Raw genomic sequence first — 22628 nt, forward strand, 5'->3', positions numbered from 1 at the left:
GACGCACGGCTCTGGAGAGACTTCTTCACGGCGAGAGCCAGTGGTCGGGAATACCCTGCGTGGGTATACGCTTAGTACATATACCCCCTAGGGGTAGCAAATCGAGAAGGAGAGATCATGACGACGAACGAGTTTCAGGTGACCGGGATGACCTGTGGGCACTGCGAGATGTCGATCCGTGAGGAAGTGGCCGAGGTGCCCGGTGTCGACGACATCCAGGTGAGCGCCCAGACCGGCACGCTCGTCGTGACCGGCTCGGATTCCCTCGACGACGCGCAGATCCTTGCCGCCGTAGCGGAAGCAGGATATTCGGCGGTGCGGACGGTATGAACGCCGGCGGACGACTCGCCGTCTACGGCCTCGGGCTGGTCGTGGCCTTCGGCGGGGCCTTCGGCCTCGCGCAGATCATCGTGCCGACGAGCGTCGTCGGCGATTGGACGAAAGGTGCAGAGATGAAGGATCACGACGCCCATGGGGCGCCGGCGACAGCGACCGATGATTCGGCAGGCGTGGCCGCGACTGCCCTGAAGGGGCTTTCGCTCAGCATCGACGGATATGTGCTGTCGCCGGTCGACGCGCCGGCCGAGGTAGGAGTGGCCGGTGAGCTGAGCTTCCAGATCCAGGACCCCGCGGGAACACCGATCACTGAATACGCCACGGCGCACGACAAGGATCTCCACCTCATCGTGGCGCGTTCGGACGGGAGCGAATTCCGCCACGTCCACCCGACACTCGACGAGTCCACCGGTACGTGGTCGTTGCCGTGGGAATGGACCGAGGCCGGCACGTACCGTGTCTTCGCGGACTTCACGCCGGCAGGCGCGGACGCGCCCTCACTCACCTTGACTCGCACCGTCCAGGTGGCAGGCGACTTCAGTCCTGTGGCGCCGCAACCTACTCGGGTCGCAGAGGTCGATGGCTTCACGGTCTCCCTCGACGGCGATCTCGAAGCAGGGGCGGCACGCGATCTCGTCCTCACCGTCACGCGCGACGGTGACCCCGTCACTGAATTGGAACCGTATCTGGGGGCGTTCGGACACCTGGTCGCGCTCCGCGAGGGTGACCTCGCTTACCTGCACGTGCACGCCGAGGGCGACGAACCAGAAGCCGGAGAGACATCCGGACCGGAGATCGCCTTCGCCGCAGAAGCCCCCACCGCGGGGCGCTACCTGCTGTACCTCGACTTCCAGGTCGACGGCCAGGTGCACACCGCCGAATTCGTCCTCGAGGCCGCGCACCACGATGACGGCGCGACGGAGTCCGACAGCGGGTCGCACGACGACGGGCACTGACCAGCCCGGTCCCGTCTCCGCTGCGGCTGACAGCTGCAGCCTCCTCCATCAGAGCCACGAGAAGGAAAGCACATGAGTACATCGGCACCCCCGAACGTGGGGTCAGGGGTCGAGTTGGAGATCGGCGGGATGACGTGCGCGTCCTGCGCGATGCGGATCGAGAAGAAGCTGAACAAGCTCGAGGGTGTCGTGGCCACGGTCAACTACGCGACGGAGAAGGCGAAGGTCACGGTCCCGGACGGCTACGACCCGGCACTGTTGATTGCCGAGGTCGAGAAGACAGGGTACTCCGCAGCGTTGCCTGCCCCGAAGGGCCGCAAGAAGGACTCGGGGATGGCCGGTGACACCGACGGCGCGGATCCGGAACTGCTGTCGCTGCGCAACAGGCTGATCGGCGCGATCGTGCTGACGGTGCCCGTGATCGCGATGGCGATGATCCCCGCGTTGCAGTTCACCTACTGGCAGTGGGCTTCGCTGGCCCTCGCCGCTCCCGTGATCCTCTGGGCCGCCTGGCCGTTCCACAAGGCCGCATGGACGAACCTCAAGCGCGGCACCGCGACGATGGACACTCTGATCTCGATGGGCACCTCGGTCGCGTTCCTGTGGTCGCTGTACGCATTGTTCTTCGGCACCGCGGGGATGCCGGGGATGACGCACCCGTTCGAGTTCGCGTTGGCGCCTTCCGACGGGGCGGCGAACATCTACCTCGAGGTGGGCGCCGGGGTGACGATGTTCATCCTCGCCGGCCGGTACTTCGAGAAGCGCTCCAAGAAGCAGGCCGGCGCGGCCTTGCGCGCGCTCCTCGAGCTCGGTGCGAAAGAGGTCGCCGTGCTGCGTGCAGGGAAAGAGACGAAGATTCCCGTCGAAGATCTGCAGGTGGGTGATGAGTTCATCGTGCGCCCAGGGGAGAAGATCGCCACCGATGGTGTCGTCGTCTCCGGCACGTCAGCCGTCGACGCGTCCATGCTCACTGGCGAGGCAGTGCCGGTCGAGGTCGCCGAGGGAGACGCAGTGACGGGGGCCACGACGAACGTCGGCGGCCGGCTCATGATCCGCGCGACCCGGATCGGCTCCGACACGCAGCTGGCGCAGATGGCTCAGCTCGTCGAAGACGCACAGACCGGGAAGGCGGAGGTGCAGCGGCTCGCTGACCGGATCTCGGGGGTGTTCGTGCCGATCGTCATCGTGATCGCCTTCGTCGCACTCGGCGGCTGGCTCGGCGCCGGATTTCCGGTGACCGCAGCATTCACAGCAGCGGTCGCCGTCCTCGTGATCGCGTGCCCCTGCGCTCTGGGGCTCGCGACCCCCACCGCACTGCTGGTCGGCACCGGACGCGGCGCGCAGATGGGGATTCTCATCAAGGGTCCGGAGGTTCTGGAATCCACCCGCAAGATCGACACCGTCGTACTGGACAAGACCGGTACCGTCACCACGGGCAAGATGACGCTCGTCGGCGTTTTCACGGAGGACCGCACGGATCGTGCGGAGCTGCTGCGACTGGCGGGTGCGCTGGAGGATGCCTCCGAACACCCGATCGCGCAGGCGATCGCCAAGGGTGCGACCCAAGAAGTCGGCGCGCTGCCCACGCCGGAGGACTTCGCGAACATCGAAGGCAAGGGAGTCCAGGGCATCGTCGACGGCCATGCCGTCCTCGTCGGTCGTGATTCGCTCCTTGCCGAGTGGTCACAGAAGTTGAGTCGAGAGCTCGCGGCGACGAAGGCCCGCGCCGAGGGCGAGGGCAAAACCGTCGTCGCAGTCGGGTGGGACGGGCAGGCCCGCGGCATCCTCGTCGTGGCCGACACCGTCAAGCCCAGCAGCGCCGAGGCGATCGCCCGGTTCAAAGAGATCGGCTTGACCCCCATCCTGCTCACCGGCGACAACGAAGCAGTGGCCCGCCAGATCGCCGCGGAAGTGGGGATCGAGGAGGTCATCGCCGAGGTCCTCCCCAAGGACAAGGTCGACGTCGTCACCCGCCTGCAGCGCGAAGGAAAGACGGTAGCGATGATCGGGGACGGCGTCAACGACGCCCCCGCCCTCGCCCAGGCCGATCTCGGATTGGCGATGGGGACGGGAGCGGATGTGGCGATTGAAGCATCCGACATCACCCTGGTGCGCGGGGATCTCCGAAGTGCGGTCGATGCGATCCGGTTGTCGCGCAAGACCCTCGGAACCATCAAGACCAACCTGTTCTGGGCGTTCGCCTACAACGTCGCGGCGATCCCCGTCGCCGCCCTCGGCATGCTCAACCCCATGCTCGCCGGCGCAGCGATGGCGCTGTCCAGCGTCTTCGTCGTCGGCAACAGCCTGCGCTTGCGCGGGTTCAAGAGTGTCGCCAAGCAGTGACGCACCCCGAGAAACAAGAAAGGAACCACCCAGCATGACGAATGACACCGAGGCCCCCGCCAGCTGTTGCAGCACCACCGCACCCAACCCTGCCGCGGCAGGAAACGGACGTGAGAACCTGCTCGCCGGCGGCTCCAGCGACGACTTGACGACCTGCCCGGTCATGGTCGGAAGTCCCGTCAGCAAGAAGGCCGCCGAAGCCGTGGGACTCTTCCGAGACCATGAGGGCGAGCGCTACTACTTCTGCTGCGCCGGATGCGGGCCGGCCTTCGACTCCGACCCCGCCAAGTACGCCGCCAACATGGCCTGACGCGCGCACGGGGTTCACGGCCCTCCGTGCTGCGAACCCCGCCAAACCTGGACGATATACCCCATCGGGGTATATCGTGAACGGGTGTCACAACTGCAGGTGATGATGAGAGGACGGCTCATGCCACTGCTGACGACGCTGGCGACAGGACGACCCGCTCGATCGGCAGCCCCTGAGGGCTTCACGATCGAAAGCTCAGGGAAGACATCTCGTGTCTGAGCCGCACATGCACGATGACATGTCCGCATCCCCCGAGCATGCCGGTCATGCCGGTCATGCCGGTCATGGTGATCATGTCGGGCAGTTCCGACGTCTGTTCTGGATCAATCTCGTCATCGCGGTACCCGTGGTGGCGTTTTCGCCCATGTTCGCGATGATCTTCGGATACGACGTGCCCGGGTGGGCTCGGTTCATCGCACCGGTGCTGGGCACGGTCATGTACGTGTGGGGCGGTTGGCCGTTCCTCACCGCTGCGGTCAGCGAGCTCAAGACGCGCAAGCCCGGGATGATGCTCCTCATCGGACTCGCCATCACGGTCGCGTTCCTCGCCTCGTGGGGCGCGACGCTGGGGCTGCTCCATCACGAGCTCGAGTTCTGGTGGGAGCTCGCCCTCCTGATCGTGATCATGCTCCTCGGGCATTGGATTGAGATGCGCTCGCTCGCGCAGACCACGTCCGCACTCGACTCGCTCGCCGCTCTGCTGCCGGACGAAGCTGAGCGCGTCGAGGGTGACACGGTCGAGAAGGTCTCGCCCGCCGATCTCGTCGTCGGCGATGTCGTCGTCGTCCGCCCTGGCGGAAGCGTTCCCGCCGACGGCCGCATCACAGACGGCACCGCCGCGATGGACGAATCCATGGTGACGGGCGAATCACGTCCGGTCACTCGCGCCTCAGGCGACACCGTGACGGCAGGAACCGTCGCCACCGACTCGGGCCTGCGCGTCGAGATCACGGCTGTCGGTGACGACACCGCCCTCGCCGGCATCCAGCGTCTGGTCACCGAGGCGCAGAACTCGTCTTCACGGGCACAGCGCATCGCCGATCGCGCCGCCGCGCTGCTGTTCTGGTTCGCCCTGCTCTCGGCAGCGCTCACCGCTGTGATCTGGACCGTGGTCGGCAACCCGGATGCCGCGGTCGTGCGAAGCATCACCGTCCTGGTCATCGCTTGCCCCCATGCCCTCGGCCTCGCGATCCCGTTGGTCGTGTCGATCGCCACCGAGCGCGCCGCCCGCGGAGGCGTCCTCATCAAGGATCGCCTCGCGCTGGAGAGCATGCGCACGGTCGACGCCATCCTGTTCGACAAGACCGGAACCCTCACCAAGGGGGCGCCGACCGTAACTGCCATCGAGCCCACCGGCGACATCGACGCCGAACGCCTGCTACTGCTCGCCGCATCCGCCGAGGCGGACAGCGAGCACCCTCTCGCCCGTGCGATCGTCCGTGCGGCCGAAGAGAAGAGTGTCGCTCTCGCGAAGGCATCCGGCTTCACCTCGTCGCCCGCTGTCGGCGTGACGGCGACGGTCGACGGCCGGGAGGTCCGCGTCGGCGGCCCGAAGCTCCTCGACGAGGTCGGCGGGCACGAGATCGCGGCCGCCGACGCGTGGCGCGATGAAGGCGCAATCATCCTGCACGTCGTCGTCGACGGGCAGGTCGTGGGCGGGCTGAAACTCGCCGACGAGGTACGGCCAGAATCGCAGCAGGCCGTTGACGCCCTGCACCGGCTCGGCATCGAGGTCGTCATGATCACCGGCGACGCCCACGCCGTGGCCGAGTCGGTCGCCAAGGAGCTCGGCATCGACCGCGTGTTCGCCGGCGTGCGTCCCGAAGACAAGTCGGCCAAAGTCAAAGAGCTGCAGGCCGAGGGCAAGAAAGTGGCGATGGTGGGCGACGGGGTCAACGACGCACCGGCTCTCGCCCAGGCCGACGTCGGCATCGCCATCGGCGCGGGAACCGACGTCGCCATCGCTTCCGCCGGCGTGATCCTTGCGAGCTCGGATCCGAGGTCCGTGGTCTCCGTGATCGAACTGTCCCGCGCTGCCTATCGCAAGATGACACAGAACCTCTGGTGGGCAGCCGGCTACAACCTCCTATCAGTTCCGCTTGCCGCCGGCGTGCTCGCCCCGGTCGGCTTCGTCCTGCCGATGTCGGTCGGCGCTATCCTGATGTCTCTGTCGACCGTCGTCGTCGCCCTCAACGCCCAGTTGTTGCGACGCATCGACCTCACGCCCGATGCAAGCACCCGGTCAGTCCTCAACCGTTGACGCTGACCGCAGAATGAAGGATCTGGACATGGCCACTGACACGACGACCGCTGACCACGCGCACTCCCACGGCTACATCACTGACAAGGCAAAGTATCTGAACCGCATGAGCCGCATCGAGGGCCAGGCACGCGGAATCACGAAGATGGTCGACGAGGAAAAGTACTGCATCGACATCCTCACCCAGATCAGCGCACTCACAAGCGCCCTCCAGGCGGTGGCCGTCGGACTTCTCGACGACCACCTCAAGCACTGCGTTCTTGATGCCGCCCGTATGGACAGTGCCAGCGCCGACGCGAAGATCAAAGAAGCTACTGACGCCATCACGCGTCTCGTTCGTTCCTGAAGGATCGGGTCGTCCGAACGTTCGGATAGTTGAGGATGGCGTGGCTCCGTGGGTTCCACCGCCGTGCACGCACGGGGTGAGGTCCCGGTTCCGTCAGGTGGAGGAGCAGTGGAATGTGCTGACGCGAAGATTGACCGCAGATGAAGTGCGCAGTCACGCGCCGCGCCTCCTCGAGCTTCAGCACGAGGCGTACGCTGTCGAGGCTCGGCTGATCGGTGACGACCGCATTCCGCCGCTCCATGAGACGGCGTCCGACCTGCTCTCGGCTGGCTTGGAGTGGCTGGTCTGCGTCGACGAGAATCACCAGATCGCCGGAGCGGTGGGATACGTGATCGAGAATGACGTCGTCGACCTCGACCGCCTCATGATCGACCCCACCCATCACCGGAAAGGCCTGGGCGCCGCGTTAGTGGGGCAGGTCGTGCCGCTTGCGTCCCAGACGGTCGTCGCGACCGGGCGCGACAATGCGCCAGCTCGAGCGTTGTACGAATCCCTCGGCTTCGTGCACCAGTCGGATGCCGAGCCGGTTCCCGGCCTCTGGGTCAGTCGCTACTCTCGCCCCCGAGCGTGAAAGAGTTCGAGGCTGGGGCGGCTCATCATTTCGCCCGCCCGCGACTCCGGAGGGTCCGGCCTGGCGGCCGCGCTCACGCGCAGGATTCGTATGGCGGCTCGTCGAGGGTCGTCGCCGTCACTCCCCAGATGATGTCGGTCCCGGCGGTGTAGGTCAGGAAGACCGAACCGGGGCCGGCTTCCGCCTCGAGCGCGAGATACCGGCGATCGCCGACGCTCTCGACTTCGACCGCGTCGGGGTAGACCGCCAGCGCCTGGTCGAGACGGGAACCGAGACCGATTCCCTCAGCGGTCAGCGGGCCGACGGCCGGCTTGCCTTCGAGGTCGACGGGCGAGGCGGAGACCTGCACGAGGTCGACCACCGCGGGGTCCTGTTCCGAGACCTCGGGGCGCTGAACGGTGAGCATGTATCCGTCGGCCTCCGTGGACGCGAGCCACGGGCAGGCTTCAACCGGAGTCGCACCCGCAGCGGTCACGGCTTCGTCGTAGGGCGCGCCGAGTTCCACGTCTCCGATGCCCGATCCGCTGACGCCCGCGGGCGGGGTGGAGGATGCGCTGGGCGACGGGCTCGGCGAGGGATCGGCGGATGCCGTCACCGTCTGCGTGACCGTCGGGGTGGGTGACGCGGGGGCGGCGCATCCGGCCAGCAGTGCAGCGGTGACGGCCATGCCGAACAGGGGCGAGAGGATGCGTGCACGGCGAACCGGTGGTCGTCTGGTGTCGATATCCATGCTTCGACGCTATCGGCGCGGTCATGACCGGCCCGTCGATTCTCACGGGATTCCCAGATGCCCCGGCATTCGAAGGCGGATGCCGGCGGCGCCCCCTCGAACCCTGTTCAGCGCTGAGGTCGGGATCGCCTGCGGGGCGGCGGCGGCTCTGGAAAGTAGTGCTTCTCGCGGGGCTCGCCTTCGGTGTGCGCCCGGGCAGTCGCCTGGATCTCACGGTCGCGACCGGTCAACCTCTGGGTCTGTTGCCGTCGGTACTCTCCCCAGGAGGGGACCATGAAGGACTCGAGCAGCTGGTCCTGCTCTTCGCCGCTGCGGAGAAGCATCCATCGGTACCCGCCGGTCCGCCGGCGGGAACTCTCCACGAGTCGCATGGATTCACGGAACGCGTCGACGTCATCAGGCCTCACGGTGTAGGTGATCTGCACGAGAACGGGGCCGTCGGTCGGCTGGGGGTCGAGGACGAGGGTCGGGGTGGGCCACGACATCGAGACGGTGCGGTCGACGGTGCTGGTGCCCGGCAGAAGCGGCAGCCACATCACACTGGCTGCGATGACGACGAGCAGCGCCGCGGCCACCGCCAGCGATGTCGCCGTGCCGACTGCCCCGGCCAGAGCGCCCCAGCCGAACGACCCGACGGCCATCGTTCCCATGAAGACGAGGATGTAGATCGATGCTCCTCGCGACCGCACCCACTGCGGGAGAGTCAACTGGAGTGCAGCATTCAGCACGGTGAGCGTGCCGATCCAGGCGACCCCGGCAAGGACGAGCAGCAGCAGCAGGGGGACGAACGGCAGCCACGCCGCGGCGAGCGTGCCGGCCGCGAACAGCAGAGCGCTCACGGCGATCACCGCGTTGTCCGAGAATCTCTTGCGGGCGACGGGCAGAACGAAGATGCCGACCACGGCGCCCGCACCGAGCGCTCCGAGCAGGAAGCCGTATCCGCTCGCTGTGAGGTCGAGCCGCTTGGCGGTCACGGGAAGCAGCGCCCACAGCGCGCTGGCGGGCAGGGCGAAGAGAGCGGACCTCAGAAGGATGCGGCGCACGAGGTGCGCGGATGCGATGTACCGGACGCCTGCGCGCAGCGCGGCCGTGAACGGTTCCCTGTCGTCGAGTCCGCTCTGCGGCGGCCGTCGCCACCACAGGAGGGCGACGACTGCTCCGATGAAGCTGAGCGCGTTGATGCCGAAGACCACGGGGGCACCGAACAGCGACAGCAGCACGCCAGCAAGCGCAGGGCCGACGGCGCGGGCACCGTTCACCGTGACGCCGCCGAGCGCGGAGGACGCGCCGATGAGCGGGCGGGGCACGAGTTCCGGTTGGATCGCCTGCCAGGCCGGGGACGTCAGCGTGGACGTGATCCCGAGCAGGAAGGTGAAGCCGAGGATCGTCCACGGAGTGAGCTCGTTCAGGGCGGCGATGACGGTCAGCGCCGCGGCGATCACGGCGCTCGCCACCGAACCCCAGATCAGCAGTCTGCGGCGGTCGAGGGAGTCGGCGAGCACGCCCGCGGGGAGGGAGAACAGCACGGCCGGTGCCAGACTCGCTGTCTGCACGAGGGCGATGATGGTCGCGCTCGCCGCGGCGTCGACGAGGTACCACTGGGCGCCGACGGTCTGCATCCAGGTGCCGATGTTGCTGCCCAGCTGCGCGAACCACAGCACCCGGAATGCCGGGATGGCCAACGGTGCCCAGGCGGAGCCGGCGCCGGGCTTCGGCGCATCGGCTGAGGAGGTCATCGGGTCCGCTGACATATCCGGCTGTCCTTCCGCACATCACATCGGGCTTGGCGCCTCGATGCAGATCGTATAGCCGGAGAACGCGGGGCGAAGCCGATCGGCCGATGTTTCGACTTTCGTCCGAAGGGCGCAGGCGGGGTTCGATGCGCGGTCGAGCAGCGTCAGCCCCAGGCGTCCCACAGCGGGCCGAGCTCGGACGGGTGGGTGAGCCGCCACCACTCGGTGGGCGGTTCGATGCTCCCCATGATCTTCACGGGAGCGGTGACGGTGTTCGGCCCAGCGGTCCAGGTGACGGCTCCCACGACCGTGCCGTCGCGGTACGTGGGCGGGGTCTCGATGTCCATCGACACTTCGATCGGTGTGTCCGACCAGGTGAAGATCGACGCGGTCTCGGCGATGACCAGCGTGGCGGTGGATCCCCAGGGCGTCGAGATCGATCCGACCTCCTGGCCGGCGGTCGCGACGGGCACCTGGTGGAAGCCGGAGCGGATGCTCTCGAGTGCGCCGACGACCGTGAGGTTCACCGACTCGCGTGACGCTCCTCCGAGGACGACGCCGGTGACCGAGAGCGGAGCTCCCGCGCCCACGTCGAGTGTCGCCGTGTACAGGAGGCTGTGCGTGCCCTCTCCCAGATTTCCGGTCTTCAGCCCCGTGATCCCGGCGGTGCCGAGGAGGCCGTTGGTGTTGTACAGCTGGCCGGCCCCGGGGATCGAGACCGAGGGGGTCGCGGCGATCTGAGCGATCGCCGGATTCGCGGTGGCGAGCTTCGCGATGGCCAGCAGGTCGGCGGGCGTGCTCGTGTTGCTCGGGCTGATGCCCGTGGGCTCCGTGATCGTCGTTCCTGTGAGCCCGTGAGAGGCGAGCCAGGCACGCGTCGCGCCGAGGAACGCGCCCTGTGATCCGAAGATCTGCCGTGACAGCGCCTCGGCGTAGTTGCTCGCCGAAGGGATGAGCATGGCGGCCAGGGCATCGTGCAGCGACATCGACGTGCCGGTGGGCATCGGGGCGATGGTCGCGCCCTGCACGTAGTACACGTCGTAGAGATCGTGGTCGGCCTTGCTGAACGTGATGGTCGGCCCTGGATCATCCGCGGAGGCGAGCGGCGACGCGTCGAGGATGACGAGGGCGGTGATCAGCTTGGTGATGCTCGCGATCGGGAACGGCTCACCCGTGCCCGTCGCCGACCAGGTCGCGCTCGCCGTCTCACCCAGATAGGCGTCGGCGCCGGCGATGCTGATCGCCGATGCCGCGACCGGAGGTGTGGCGAGGGCGACCGCGGCGCCGACCGGCACCTCTGGTGTGCGGGTGGTCACCGCCGGCGGATTCACCGGCGCCGTGAGAGCCCACCCGATGTAGCCTCCGGTCACGGCCAGCAGCAGGACGAGGCAGACGGCGGTGATGATGAGCCCTCGTCGCCTGCGCGTTCTGCGCACCACAGGGTCGATCCCATCGCCGACGAACTCCGGCTCGTGCGCCATGAGCTCCGCGAAATCGGACAGCCCGTCCACCGGCTGACTGGGTGTCGTCATCGAGAGCCCCTCATCGAGCCCCGCCCGGCGCTCACATCCTCGGAAAAGGCCATCCTCGCGCATGTCCGCAGTCGCCGGTATCGGCCGTTCGGGGGACACGCGTGCGGCAGTGCGATCGCAGAGGTTTGCAGGTCGACACGGAGGAGCATCCGCTGTCGCACCGCGCAGCGACGGTGCCCCGCGTCGCGAGGGCGGGCAGATGACGGCGAGCTATCAGCTGTCGGCGTCGATCAGCTCGAGGAGCTTGCGCAGCTCGTCGCGGATCTCAAGATGGTCATACTGCCCTGCACGGCTCTCACCCGAGATGACCCCCGATCGACGCACCGAGCGGAGATCGCCGAACGGGAAGGAGTACGCCTTCTTCGTCTCGGGATTCTCGGCTTTGTCGATGCCGAGGTGCCAATGAGAGAACTCGGTCCATCCGTGCTGCTCGATGAAGCTGTTCTCGTCATCTGCGCTGGGGGCGGCCTCTGACCAGTCGTCGCGCTCGTCACGGACGACTTTGCCGTCGCGGACCAGCGCGCGAGCGTGCCTGAGGGCAGGGTGGTTCAGTTCGATAGCCATGCGCAGACGCTAGGTCGCGGAGCGGAGTCGTCGAACCCCCTTGACGCGCAGCCTCAGAGCATCCTGGTCAGTGCGGGTCGCCGGTGACACGCATCCGGCTCCTGGCCCACCACCTCATGAGGTCACGCCGTCGCCAGCGGGGGCAGGTGCGGGATCACGATCGGAGCGGTGGTGCGATCCGGGACCGCGTAGAACCGCTGGAGGTCGGCGAGGACATCGTCGGCTGCCATGTAGCAGTTCGCCAGCGGGAGGTCCCGCATCCAGACCACATCGACCTCGACGCCATCGACCTGGTAGATGCATGCGACCGTCTGACGTGCATCGTGAGCCGCGTACTTGTGGTCGAGGATCAGCCACTCGGTCTCGGTGACTCTGCGAAGTTCGAAACGGGGATCGGACATTGCGGGACTCCACTCTCATAGAACCGGTTCCTGGTCGGGGAGAGAAGCATTGCGAGCGCGTGGGGGACGCGACTCGACCGAACGGGCTACTCGTCGTCCGCCAGATCTTCGACCACGTTAAGAGTGTCCGAAATATTGGTCTAGGCCCTTGAATTCCGCACGCTCAGAAGCTAGTCCTGAGTGCTCACTGAGAGCTACCGTCACGGCTTTCGAGCGGCTGTGGTCGTCGTCCGTTCAGGAGGTCGTCGGCTGCAGGCCGCGCCAGAAGATCTCGCTCGCGACGCCGACGAGGTCTTCGGCGGGGACCCCGTCGAGCAGCCCGCCCGAGGCGAGCGTCGCCACCCCGTGGAAGGTGGCGAACGCGGTGAGCGCGATCCGCTGCGGGTCTCCGGGGCCGATCGCTCCGATGCGCTGGGCCGCGTCGACGACCCGCATCGTGAGCTCCATCGACGAATGTCCCGCTTCGATGAGTTCTGCACGGGCATCCGGGGCGTGCTTGAGTCCGAACATGAGGGTCAGCAGCGTCGGCTGAGCGAGCGCGAAGGCCACGTATCCGCCGGCGAGCGCATCGAATCGACGCCGCGCCTCGTCGGCGGTCGACACCTCGCCCTCGATCATTTCGCCGAGCGCGGCGGTCAGGCGGTGGAAGCCGTCCTCGGCGAGCGCATCGAGCAGGGCCTGCTTGTCGCGGAAGTGCCGACCGGGCGCCGCGTGGCTCACGCCGGCATCTCGAGCGAGCTGGCGCAGCGACAGCGCCTGGACCCCGTCGGTCTCGATGCTCGACCGTGCGGCTTCGAGGAGCGTGCGGCGGAGATCGCCGTGATGATAGCGCTGTTCGGGCACCCGACCATCGTAGCGATTCGATGTAGACATTGACAACACCCAGGGATGCGCGCACAATGATGTCACTGACAACATACGAGAGGCAACATCATGACGTTGGACCTACGCGGAGGCACCGCACTCATCACCGGAGCGAGCTCGGGGCTCGGTGTCAAGTTCGCTCGACGTTTCGCCGCGCGGGGCTCGAACCTGGTGCTCGTCGCCCGACGCGTCGATCGCCTCGACCAGCTCGCCACCGAACTGCGCACGACCGCAGGGGTCGAGGTGGATGTCGTGCCGGCTGACCTCGGCATCCCCGGAGCCGCCGCGGCTCTGCACCGCGAGATCGCCGAGCGGGACATCCGCGTCACCTCGCTCGTGAACAACGCCGGCTTCGGCTCGCATGTCGCTTTCGATCACGCCGACCCCGCGCGTATGACCGGAGAGATCCAGCTGAACGTGCTCACCCTCGTCGAGCTTTCTCGCGCCTTCCTGCCGCAGCTGCTGCAGGGGAGTGGCGCACTCGTCACCGTCGCGAGCACCGCGGCGTATCAGCCGACTCCAGGCATGGCCGTCTACGGCGCGACCAAGGCCTTCGTGCTGAGCTTCACCGAGGCGCTCTGGGCCGAGGCCCGCGGCACCGGGCTGCGCGTGCTCGCCGTGAGCCCGGGGTCGACGAAGACGGAGTTCTTCGACGTGGTCGGCACCGAGGCGGCATCCGTCGGTCGTCAGCAGACCGCCGAACAGGTGATCGACACTGCCTTCCGCGAGCTGGATCGCGCCAACGGCAAGCCCAGCGTCGTCTCGGGCGTCAGGAACCAACTGCTCGCTCTCGGCACCCGCCTGCTCTCGCGGCGTGCGCTCGCGCAGACGAGCGCCCGCCTCCTCGGTGACGTCCGCCTGGGACAGACAGAGAAGGTCGCGGACGCAGCGGAGCGCCCGTGACGACCCGCGAGGATCTCTCTTCAGTCGGCGTCGGCTGAGAAGACGGGACTGAGGAAGCGACGCTCGTAACGGCGGATGCATTGGGTTCTGCGTGCGAGCTCGAAGGCCTCCACGCACTCGGGGTCGGTCCTCGAGGCCGTGCGGTAGACCTCGTACTCGGCGAGCGAGGGGAATGTGAACAGCGCGAACGCTTCGTCGCTGTCTCCTTCGCTCGGCATGAAGTAGCCGTGGTGGGTTCCGCCGTGCTTCGCCACCAGCCGGATCCATGCGCGGCCGTACTCGGTGAAGTCGTCGAGCTTGTCCGGGTCGATCTCGTAGCGCAGGTGAACGGTGATCATGTCGTTCATCCTGTCAGAGCACCGAGGCAGAGACGCGTGTCAGCCGAGCCCCCGTGGGGGTGCCAGATGCCGGGAAGAGAGGGGCCGGAGCGATCGCTCCGGCCCCTCTCACTGCGCGTCGTCTCAGCCCGCGGCGGGGGCGATCTCGTTCGGCGTCACGTCGAGCTCGGTGCTGACGAGCACCTCACCCGTGGTCAGGTCGACCGCGTGCACGCTGTTCGAGGCAGGCTCGGTGACGTAGGCGATGTTCCCTGCGACGACGATCGCGGGGTGGGCGTCCTGCCACTCGGCCGGGCCCTCCCACGCCTCGACGACGGGGAAGCTGTCGGTGATCTCGCCGGTCTCCGGGTCGAGCACGTGGATCGCGCCGTCGCTGCTGAGGATGTAGGCGAGGTCCTCCGGTCCGCGGACGATGTCACGGAAGGTGTACTCGACGCCTGCGGGCAGGTCGACGACCTCGAGTGTCTTGGCCTCGGTGTCGATGAGGGTCACGGCGCTGAGCAGGTATCCCTCGGCATCGACATCGTTCTTGTAGTCGCCGACGATGATCGGGCTGGTCTCGCTGACGTAGGCGTTGCCCATGCGTCCGTACGGCTGGTCGGGCGCGTCGACCTTGGTGATCTCGCCGTCCTGGTAGATCAGTGCGCCGTTCTCGCAGCCGAACACCACGGCCTCGTCCTTCGCGGTGCCCTCGCCGTGCACGCCGGGGCACTGGTCGGACGAGACGATCTCGGCGCCCTCGGCATCTTTCGCCACGATGCCGTTGCGACCGTCGGCGTTGCCGACGGTGGTCAGGAAAGTGCCGTCCTCGAGCACGACCGAGACGCCGTGGTGCGCCTCGACGCCCGGAATGGTCTCGACCTCGGGCAGGCCGTCGGCACTCGCGAGGTCTGCGGTCTCGAAGATCGTCGTGTCGCTCGTGCCGTCGGCGTAGAGCACGGTCTTGTCTGCGTGACGCACGACGTGACCGGGGGTGTCGGCCTCGAAGACCGTGTCGGTGAGCTCGGGCTCATCGGTCGTACCGGCCGCTGTGTCGAGAACCTGGAAGCCCTCGCTCATCGTGACCATGACGTGGCGTCCGTCGCCGGCGGCGTTGAGACGCGTGAACGGCTCGGACTCGAAATCGGCGACCGTCTCGAGCGTCTCGCCGTCGAGCACGAGGATGCCGCCCTCATAGGCGACCGCGACGCGAGCGCCCGCCTGCGTGTCGGAGTCGCTGGCATCGGAGGTGGATGCCGGCGCGGTCGAGCCGCCGGCGCATGACGCCAGGGTGACGACGGCGCCGAGAGCCGCGGCGCTGATCAGCGCACGCCGGAAGGGGGAGGTTCGCATGTGCATTCCTCTTTCTCTTGGTGGGGTCTCAGGAGCTGAGACCGGTGGTGATGCGCTCGGTGTTGATGCGCATCATGGTCAGGTAGTCGGGGGCGCCCCCATCAGGGCCGGTGAGCGATTCGGTGAAGAGCTCGATGACGTCGACCTCCACGTCCGCCTCGCTCGCGAGCGCCTGGACCAGGCGGTCGGGTGACGACGACTCGGCGAAGATCGCGGGCACGCCGGTCTCGTGGATCGCGTCGACGAGATCGGCCAGATCGGATGCCGAGGGCGCGGCGAGCGTCGTGCCGCCGGGGATCACTGCGCCGACGATCTCGAAGTCGAAGCGTTCCGCCAGGTAGCCGAACACATGGTGGTTGGTGACGAGAGCGCGGCGCTCGTCGGGGATCGTGGCGAACGCCTCGGTCATCTCCGCGTCGAGCGCCTGAAGCTGCCCGCGGTAGTCCTCGACCGTCGCGTCGAGCGCCTCGGCGTCGATGCCCTCGACCTCCGCGAGCGCGGGTTCGATGGCGTCGACCACGTCGATCATGCGCTCGGGATCGGTCCAGAAGTGCGAGTCGGGCATCCCTGCGGCATCGCCGTCGCTGTAGTCGAGGACCTCGATCATGTCTCCGGCGACGAATGCAGGCACGGTGTCGGCGGCGTCGAGGTGCTGCTGCAGCCCCTCTTCGAGGCCGAGGCCGTTCGACACCAGCAGATCGGCGCTGCGCAGAGTGGCGGCCTGCTGGGCGGAGATCTCGAACGAGTGCGGGTCTGCGTCGGGCTTCATGAGCGTGACGACCTGCGCCTGCTCGCCGACCAGCTCTTCGACGACGTCGCCCAGGATGTTGGTCGAGACGACGATGGTCGGGCGGGGGTCTTCCGCCGTCGCACAGGCGGTGAGGCCGATGCCGGCGAGTGCGCTCACGGCGAAGGTGGCGAAGATCCGTGGGGCACGCATGTCAGCGTCCTGTCTCGGCGATGAACGCCGGTTCGGTGAGGGTCTCGAACGTGCGCGCGATGCGAGCGGCATCCGCGTAGTCGATCTCGTACAGTCGGCGCTCGCTCGGCGCGCTCAGATAGGCGCGGTGCTGATCGGCGATGAGTGTCGGCTCGGCGCCCGAAGACAGAGACTGCGCCGCGAGCGGTGCCGTCTCGGCGAGCACCGATCCGTCGTCGCCGTTCAGCACGAGCACCCGACCGTCCTGCGTGAGCGCGAGCAGGTGGCCGTCTTCGTCGTCGACCGCGGTCACGTGTGCGAGCGGGGCGGGGGAGGGGAGGAGGGTCCACGCCCGCGCGCGAGTGTCGAGCATCCAGATCCCTTGGGAGCCGGCGAGACCCGCGACGGTGGGGCGTCCTTCGCGGTTGTCGAACGATGTGGCGGCAGGTGCCGTCGTCCCGGCAGGGTAGGGGATGCGCTCGACCTGCAGCTCGTCGCCGTCGACGTGCGCGAGCAGGGCGCCGTCCTGGCATCCGATGACCGCGCCGACCCGTGTCGTGATGGTGCCGGCCGGAGCGATGCACGGCTCGTCGAGACCGGTCTCCTCACCACCTGCCGTGTATCCGCGCACGGTCGTGGCGATGCCGTCGGACGCCTCGGTGACGAGCGCGAACGAGCCGACCGGCACGACGAGACCCTCGTGCGGTTCGCGCTCGATGCGGAACAGCTCGCTGATCTCGCCCTTCGACAGTGCCTGCGTGTCGAGCAGCACGGCATCGCCCGAGTCGTGGAACGAGATGCCGGTGCCGCCGGTCGTCGACAGATTGGTCGTCGCGACTGCCGCCGTGCCCTCGCCGTGAACCGTCCCGAGCACGGCCGGATCCGCCCGGTAGTAGTGGAAATGATCGACGTGGTCCCAGGTCCACACCCCGCTGTCGACGATCTCGATTCCGTCGTCGGTCTGTGCGAACAGGTAGCGCCCGTCGGTGGTCAGAGCGCTCGGCGAAGAGACCTCGCCGATCTCTGTGACGCTCTCGTCGAGCAGGTCCAGATGGCGTACGGTGCCGTCGGCGTCGATCGAGGTCAGCCCGAGTTGCGGCTCGGCCACTTCCTCCGCGCCGGCGACCGCGCCGTGTCCGTCATCCGAGGAATCACCGGACGACCGATCGACGGGGCTCGAGCTGCAGGCGACCAAGGAGAAGGTGAGGGCGCCGGTGAGGGCGAAGAGGGGGATGCGGGAGCGCACGGGGTCCTTTCCTGCCGTGAGTCGTGAGTCGTGAGTCGTGAGTCGTGGGTCGTGGGTCATGCGGGGTCGCGTCGTCGTGACAGAGGGTTCAGGCGCGTCGCACCCGTGACCCGAGGGAGTCGGTCGCTGTTCGCGCCGCCCACGAGAGGCAGGCGAGCAGGATCGCGGATGCTGCGACCGATGCCCCCGCGGCCGTCGCCGCGTACCACGAGGCGAGCAGGCCGAGGATGACCGCGGTGATGCCGAAGAGCGCGGCGAGCGCCATGCGGGTCGGGATGCGAGTGGTCCAGTGGCCTGCGGCGACGGCCGGTGCGAGCAGCAGACCGACGACGAGCATCGATCCGACGGCCTGATACGACGCGACGACCGCGAGGGTGACGAGTCCGACGAGCGCGGCCTGAGCGATCTGCGGGCGGAGCCCCAGCACCGAGGCGATCCGTGCATCGAGCGACAGGGCGACGAACGAGCGGTGGAGCACGGCGGCGGTGATCAGCCCGATGGTCGCTGCCGCGGCGAGCAGTGCGAGGTCGGCCTCGCTGATCGCCAGGATGTCTCCGAACAGGATCGCTGTCGCGTCGGTGGCGAAGCTGCCGGAGTGAGAGATGACGATGACCCCGAGGGCCAGCATCGAGACGAACAGCAGCCCGATGCTCGTGTCGTACGACAGCCGTGCTCGGCGCTGCAGCGCGCCGATGCCGAGGCTCATCGCGATGGCGCTGAGAGCGCCGCCGACCAGCACCGGCAGCGAGAGCACGGTGGCGAGTGCGACCCCGGGGAGCATGCCGTGCGCCAGCGCTTCGCCGAGGAAAGCCATGCCGCGGATGACCACCCAGGTGCCGACGACGGCGCAGAGCACCGCGACGAGAGCGCCGCCGAGCATCCCGCGCTGCAGGAAGTCGAGGGCGAAGGGGGCGAGCACGCCGGCGGGATGGGAGGTCACGTTCAGTGAGCCTAGGGCTTTTTGAGAATGATTATCAAACTCATATGATGAAGGGGTGCTCGACCTTCCCCCCACCCCACGTGCCACCGCTGATCTCACCGGCGTCCATGTCTCGTTCGGAGATCGGGCGGCGCTCGCCGGTGTCTATGTCTCGATACGCTCCGGCGCGGTCACCGTCATCACCGGGCCGAACGGTGCCGGCAAATCGACTCTTCTCGAGGTGCTCGCGGGAACCCGGGCTATGACCTCCGGCATCCGCACCGTGCGTGGTGCTGTGGCGTTCGTGCCGCAGCGCGCCGCCATTCCCGACGGGCTCCCCGTGTCGGTGAGAGACGTTGTCAGCGTCGGTGCATGGGGCAGGCTGGGGCTGTGGCGGCGCATGGATGCCGCCGCGCGCGAGCTCGTCGAGAGCGCGATGGAGCGCCTCGAGATCCGATCGCTCGCACGCGAGCCGTTCTCCTCGCTCTCGGGGGGTCAGCAGCAGCGGGCTCTGCTCGCCCAGGGGCTGGCGCGGGATGCAGACCTTCTGCTGCTCGACGAGCCGACGACCGGCCTCGATGTGTCGAGCGCCCTGCGGATCCGTGCGGTCATGCGCGAGGAATCCGCACGCGGGGTCGCGGTCGTCTGCGTCTCGCACGACCCCGCCGTGATCGGCGATGCAGAGCACACGATCCCGCTGGTCGAAGGGCGCGTGCGCGAGACCGCCTAGCGTCGCCGGCGTGCGCCCCGGTGCCGCGCTCAGCCGAGCAGCGTCACCCCGAACCCCGAGACGACCGTTCGCAGTTCGGCGAGATAGCGCTGGGCCTGCTCGGTCAGCGGAATCGCGGAGTGGCCGATCCAGCCGATCTCGATGCGCTCGTCGACGTCGAGCGGGATGGCGACGATCTCGGGATCGAGGTCGTCGCTGATGATGCCTGTCGAGATGGTGTACCCGTCGAGTCCGATCATGAGGTTGAAGATGGTCGCGCGGTCCGAGACGCGGATCTCCTGCGGGCTCGAGAGGGTGGAGAGGATCTCCTCGGCGAAGTAGAAGGAGTTGTTCGCGCCCTGGTCGAAGGTGAGACGTGGCACTTCGGCGAGATCGTCGAGGGTCACGCGAGCCCGGGACGCCAGAGGATTCTTGCGCGAGATGAAGATGTGCGGTTCGGCGACGAAGAGCGGGCGGAAGGCGAGCCCGGAATCCCGGAGCAGCTTGTCGATGACGTTGCGGTTGAAGTCGTTTCGGTACAGGATGCCCAGTTCGCTGCGAAGGGTGCGGACGTCCTCGATGATGTCCCACGTGCGCGTCTCCCGCAGCGAGAACTCGTATTCCGCGGCCGAGGTCGCCTTCACCATCCGCACCAGTGCGTCGACGGCGAACGAGTAGTGCTGCGTCGACACCCCGAGCAGGCGTCGTGACGGCGGACGGCCGAGGTAGCGCTGTTCGAGGAGCGCGACCTGTTCGACGACCTGCCTGGCGTACCCGAGGAACTCCACGCCGTCGGTGGTGAGCGTCACGCCGCGGGCGGAGCGGAGGAGGAGGACGCGCCCCACGCGGCTCTCGAGGTCTTTCATCGCCGCCGACATGGTGGGCTGCGCGACGTAGAGCAGGTCTGCCGCAGCACTGATCGATCCCTCTGCGGCGACCTCGATGTAATACGTGAGCTGCTGCAGGGTGATCCCGCTCGATCGTCTGGCCATAGGCACAGACTATGCCATCTCATAGTCGTGGAGCATTACCCGATGGAGGTGCTCTCGGCGCACCATGGAGGCATCCCCTTTCGCGAGGCCGAGCCCGGCCGATCAGCCCACCGATTGGCACCTCATGGCCCACGACTTCACGTTCCGCATCACGACGACCCGCTTCGACGAGGACTATTCGCCGTCGCACGATTCCCGGATCACCACGAACTTCGCGAACCTCGCGCGGGGCGAGCATCGGCAGCAGAACCTGCGCAACGCCCTGACGATGATCGACCGTCGGTTCAACGACCTGGCCCGCTGGGACAATCCAGGCGGCGACCGCTACACGCTCGAACTCGAGATCATCTCGGTCGCGGTGCAGTTCGCCGCGGAGGGCGAGGACCGGGAGTTCCCCCTGCTCGAGGTTCTGGACCTCCAGATCGTCGACCGTCTCACGGGCAAGCGCACCCACGGGATCGTCGGCAACAACTTCTCGTCGTACGTGCGCGACTACGACTTCAGTGTGCGACTGCCGGCCGCCAGCGAAGCCGCGGGTCGATTCGCCCTTCCCGACGACTTCGGCGATCTGCACGGCAAGCTCTTCCAGCACTTCCTCGACTCCGAGGCCTACCAGGAGCGGTTCTCCCTCTCGCCGGTGATCTGCATCAGCGTCTCGACGAGCAAGACGTACCGTCGCACCGACAACCATCACCCGGTCCTCGGGGTCGAGTATGAGCAGAAGGACTCGTCGCTGACCGATGCGTACTTCGCCAAGATGGGTCTCTCGGTTCGGTACTTCATGCCGCGCGGCAGCGTCGCGCCGCTGGCGTTCTACTTCCGCGGCGATTTGCTGAACGACTACACGAACCTCCAGCTCATCGGCACGATCAGCACGATGGAGACGTTCCAGAAGATCTACCGCCCGGAGGTCTACAACGCGAACTCGGCCGCGGCGGGCATCTATCAGCCGAGCCTCGAGCAGCAGGACTACTCGGTGACCAAGATCGCGTACGACCGCGACGAGCGGAGTCGACTTGCAGCCGAGCAGGGCAGGTTCACGGACGAGCACCTGATGCAGCCGCACGGCGACCTTCTCGAGCAGTGGGCCGCCAGTTACGGCGACACGGCCGACGACCGTGTGCCTGCCGACGACCTCGCCCCCGTCGCCTGACCATCTTTCTCGCCCGACCGACGGAGAACTCCACACCATGACCACGCTTCTTCCCACGTCGATCGTCGGCAGTCTTCCCAAGCCGTCCTGGCTCGCCCAGCCCGAGACCCTCTGGTCGCCCTGGAAGCTGGAGGGCGATGCTCTGGTCGAGGGCGTGCAGGATGCTCTGCGCATCACCGTCGAGGAGCAGCATCAGGCCGGCCTCGACATCATCAGCGACGGCGAGCAGAGCCGCCAGCACTTCGTCACGACGTTCATCGAGCATCTCTCCGGCGTCGATTTCGACCAGCGGGAGACCGTTCGGATCCGCGACCGATACGACGCCAGCGTGCCGACCGTCGTGGGAGCTGTGAGCCGCGAGAAGCCCGTGTTCGTCGAGGATGCCAAGTTCCTCCGCCAGCAGACCGATCAGCCGATCAAGTGGGCCCTGCCCGGCCCGATGACGATGATCGACACTCTGTACGACCGTCACTACAAGAGCCGCGAGAAGCTGGCCTGGGAGTTCGCGACGATCCTCAACCAGGAGGCCAGGGAGCTCGAGGCCGCGGGGGTCGACATCATCCAATTCGATGAGCCGGCATTCAACGTCTTCTTCGACGACGTGAAGGACTGGGGCATCGCGGTTCTCGAGAGGGCGGCCGAAGGACTGCGTGCCGAGACCGTGGTGCACATCTGCTACGGCTACGGGATCAAGGCGAACACCGACTGGAAGGCGACCCTCGGCGCGGAATGGCGGCAGTACGAGACCTCGTTCCCGTTGCTCCAGCGGTCGAGCATCGACACCATCTCGCTGGAGAGCCACCATTCGCAGGTCCCGCTGGACCTCATCGAGCTCATCCGGGGCAAGAAGGTCATGCTCGGAGCCATCGATGTCGCCAGCGACACGATCGAGACCCCCGAAGAGGTCGCCGACACCCTTCGGAACGCCCTCCACTTCGTCGACGCGGACAAGCTGATCGCGAGCACGAACTGCGGCTTGGCGCCGCTGCCTCGTGACGTCGCGCGCGGCAAGCTGCGTGCGCTCAGCGCAGGGGCCGCGCTGCTCCGAGAAGAGCTCGCTGCGTCTACGAGCTGACTGCGCAGATCGTCGCCACCCACAGTGGAGGGACTCTCTCTCGGCGGGCTTTTCGCAACCGTCGGCACAGAGCCCCTCGACCGGAGCCACTCCGGG

Annotated in this window: 23 protein-coding genes; 11 read left to right on the forward strand and 12 right to left on the reverse strand. The window is 67.5% G+C overall.

From position 1 onward, the window contains the following. Positions 1-117 precede the first annotated feature (117 nt). From ACQ4LY_RS08930 to ACQ4LY_RS08960, 7 genes are all read left to right on the forward strand, one after another. Positions 118-330 carry a heavy-metal-associated domain-containing protein gene (locus ACQ4LY_RS08930; RefSeq protein ID WP_431070706.1) on the forward strand — a complete coding sequence of 71 codons (213 nt, stop codon included), beginning with the start codon at positions 118-120 and terminating at the stop codon, positions 328-330. Continuing rightward, the gene (locus tag ACQ4LY_RS08935) at positions 327-1292 is read left to right on the forward strand and encodes a heavy-metal-associated domain-containing protein (RefSeq protein WP_431070708.1); all 966 of its coding nucleotides are present in this window, start codon (positions 327-329) and stop codon (positions 1290-1292) included. The genes ACQ4LY_RS08930 and ACQ4LY_RS08935 overlap by 4 nt, the downstream gene beginning before the upstream one ends. Before the next feature lie 72 nt (positions 1293-1364). Beyond that, the gene (locus ACQ4LY_RS08940; protein WP_431070710.1) at positions 1365-3635 is read left to right on the forward strand and encodes a heavy metal translocating P-type ATPase; all 2271 of its coding nucleotides are present in this window, start codon (positions 1365-1367) and stop codon (positions 3633-3635) included. Positions 3636-3669: 34 nt separating this feature from the next. After that, positions 3670-3945, forward strand: coding sequence for a YHS domain-containing protein (locus ACQ4LY_RS08945; protein WP_431070712.1), 276 nt, complete (start codon positions 3670-3672; stop codon positions 3943-3945). 238 nt (positions 3946-4183) lie between these two features. Further along, positions 4184-6205: a heavy metal translocating P-type ATPase gene (locus ACQ4LY_RS08950; protein WP_431070714.1), complete on the forward strand. Its 2022-nt coding sequence runs from the start codon at positions 4184-4186 to the stop codon at positions 6203-6205. 28 nt (positions 6206-6233) lie between these two features. After that, a complete protein-coding gene (locus ACQ4LY_RS08955) occupies positions 6234-6551 on the forward strand; it encodes a metal-sensitive transcriptional regulator (protein ID WP_431070716.1) in 318 nt (105 codons plus the stop codon). Positions 6552-6681: 130 nt separating this feature from the next. Continuing rightward, positions 6682-7122: a GNAT family N-acetyltransferase gene (locus tag ACQ4LY_RS08960; RefSeq protein ID WP_431070718.1), complete on the forward strand. Its 441-nt coding sequence runs from the start codon at positions 6682-6684 to the stop codon at positions 7120-7122. Between the two features lie 73 nt (positions 7123-7195). Here the strand turns inward: ACQ4LY_RS08960 and ACQ4LY_RS08965 are convergent, their stop codons facing one another. The 6 genes from ACQ4LY_RS08965 to ACQ4LY_RS08990 all read right to left on the reverse strand — a co-directional run bounded on the left by ACQ4LY_RS08965 (position 7196) and on the right by ACQ4LY_RS08990 (position 12925). Next, complete coding sequence (locus ACQ4LY_RS08965; RefSeq protein ID WP_431070720.1) at positions 7196-7852, reverse strand: hypothetical protein; 657 nt, start codon at positions 7850-7852, stop codon at positions 7196-7198. Positions 7853-7959: 107 nt separating this feature from the next. Next, a complete protein-coding gene (locus ACQ4LY_RS08970; RefSeq protein WP_431070722.1) occupies positions 7960-9588 on the reverse strand; it encodes an MFS transporter in 1629 nt (542 codons plus the stop codon). 161 nt (positions 9589-9749) lie between these two features. After that, positions 9750-11117, reverse strand: coding sequence for a D-alanyl-D-alanine carboxypeptidase family protein (locus tag ACQ4LY_RS08975; RefSeq protein WP_431070724.1), 1368 nt, complete (start codon positions 11115-11117; stop codon positions 9750-9752). A gap of 213 nt (positions 11118-11330) precedes the next feature. After that, a complete protein-coding gene (locus ACQ4LY_RS08980; protein ID WP_431070726.1) occupies positions 11331-11681 on the reverse strand; it encodes a hypothetical protein in 351 nt (116 codons plus the stop codon). A 122-nt stretch (positions 11682-11803) separates the two neighbouring features. Continuing rightward, complete coding sequence (locus tag ACQ4LY_RS08985) at positions 11804-12082, reverse strand: hypothetical protein (protein ID WP_431070728.1); 279 nt, start codon at positions 12080-12082, stop codon at positions 11804-11806. Between the two features lie 234 nt (positions 12083-12316). After that, the gene (locus tag ACQ4LY_RS08990) at positions 12317-12925 is read right to left on the reverse strand and encodes a TetR/AcrR family transcriptional regulator (RefSeq protein WP_431070730.1); all 609 of its coding nucleotides are present in this window, start codon (positions 12923-12925) and stop codon (positions 12317-12319) included. 90 nt (positions 12926-13015) lie between these two features. Between ACQ4LY_RS08990 and ACQ4LY_RS08995 the strand changes: the two genes are divergently transcribed. Continuing rightward, entirely contained in the window at positions 13016-13849 is an 834-nt protein-coding gene (locus tag ACQ4LY_RS08995) for an SDR family NAD(P)-dependent oxidoreductase (protein ID WP_431070732.1), read from the forward strand. Between the two features lie 20 nt (positions 13850-13869). On the opposite strand, the gene ACQ4LY_RS09000 is transcribed toward ACQ4LY_RS08995, so the two are convergent. The 5 genes from ACQ4LY_RS09000 to aztB form a co-directional block, all read right to left on the reverse strand. Continuing rightward, positions 13870-14187, reverse strand: a complete 318-nt coding sequence (locus tag ACQ4LY_RS09000) for an NIPSNAP family protein (RefSeq protein WP_431070734.1) — start codon at positions 14185-14187, stop codon at positions 13870-13872. A gap of 123 nt (positions 14188-14310) precedes the next feature. Beyond that, entirely contained in the window at positions 14311-15519 is a 1209-nt protein-coding gene (aztD, locus tag ACQ4LY_RS09005; protein WP_431070736.1) for a zinc metallochaperone AztD, read from the reverse strand. Between the two features lie 28 nt (positions 15520-15547). Further along, positions 15548-16459, reverse strand: coding sequence for a zinc ABC transporter substrate-binding protein AztC (gene aztC, locus ACQ4LY_RS09010; protein WP_431070738.1), 912 nt, complete (start codon positions 16457-16459; stop codon positions 15548-15550). A 1-nt stretch (position 16460) separates the two neighbouring features. Next, positions 16461-17744, reverse strand: a complete 1284-nt coding sequence (locus tag ACQ4LY_RS09015; RefSeq protein ID WP_431070740.1) for an ABC transporter — start codon at positions 17742-17744, stop codon at positions 16461-16463. A 28-nt stretch (positions 17745-17772) separates the two neighbouring features. Beyond that, positions 17773-18564: a zinc ABC transporter permease AztB gene (aztB, locus tag ACQ4LY_RS09020; protein ID WP_431075659.1), complete on the reverse strand. Its 792-nt coding sequence runs from the start codon at positions 18562-18564 to the stop codon at positions 17773-17775. Positions 18565-18679: 115 nt separating this feature from the next. On the opposite strand from aztB, the gene aztA reads away from it, so the two are divergent. Then, a complete protein-coding gene (gene aztA / locus ACQ4LY_RS09025; protein WP_431070742.1) occupies positions 18680-19333 on the forward strand; it encodes a zinc ABC transporter ATP-binding protein AztA in 654 nt (217 codons plus the stop codon). A gap of 29 nt (positions 19334-19362) precedes the next feature. Here the strand turns inward: aztA and ACQ4LY_RS09030 are convergent, their stop codons facing one another. Next, on the reverse strand, positions 19363-20304 hold the full coding sequence (locus ACQ4LY_RS09030; RefSeq protein WP_431070744.1) for a LysR family transcriptional regulator: 942 nt from the start codon (positions 20302-20304) through the stop codon (positions 19363-19365). Between the two features lie 124 nt (positions 20305-20428). Between ACQ4LY_RS09030 and ACQ4LY_RS09035 the strand changes: the two genes are divergently transcribed. Both ACQ4LY_RS09035 and ACQ4LY_RS09040 read left to right on the forward strand, forming a co-directional pair. After that, positions 20429-21457, forward strand: coding sequence for a DUF1852 domain-containing protein (locus ACQ4LY_RS09035; protein ID WP_431075661.1), 1029 nt, complete (start codon positions 20429-20431; stop codon positions 21455-21457). A gap of 37 nt (positions 21458-21494) precedes the next feature. Next, positions 21495-22532: a methionine synthase gene (locus ACQ4LY_RS09040; RefSeq protein WP_431070746.1), complete on the forward strand. Its 1038-nt coding sequence runs from the start codon at positions 21495-21497 to the stop codon at positions 22530-22532. The last annotated feature ends 96 nt before the right edge of the window (positions 22533-22628 follow it).

The organism is Microbacterium phyllosphaerae (assembly GCF_050628115.1).
GTDB classification, from domain to species: Bacteria; Actinomycetota; Actinomycetes; order Actinomycetales; family Microbacteriaceae; genus Microbacterium; species Microbacterium phyllosphaerae_A.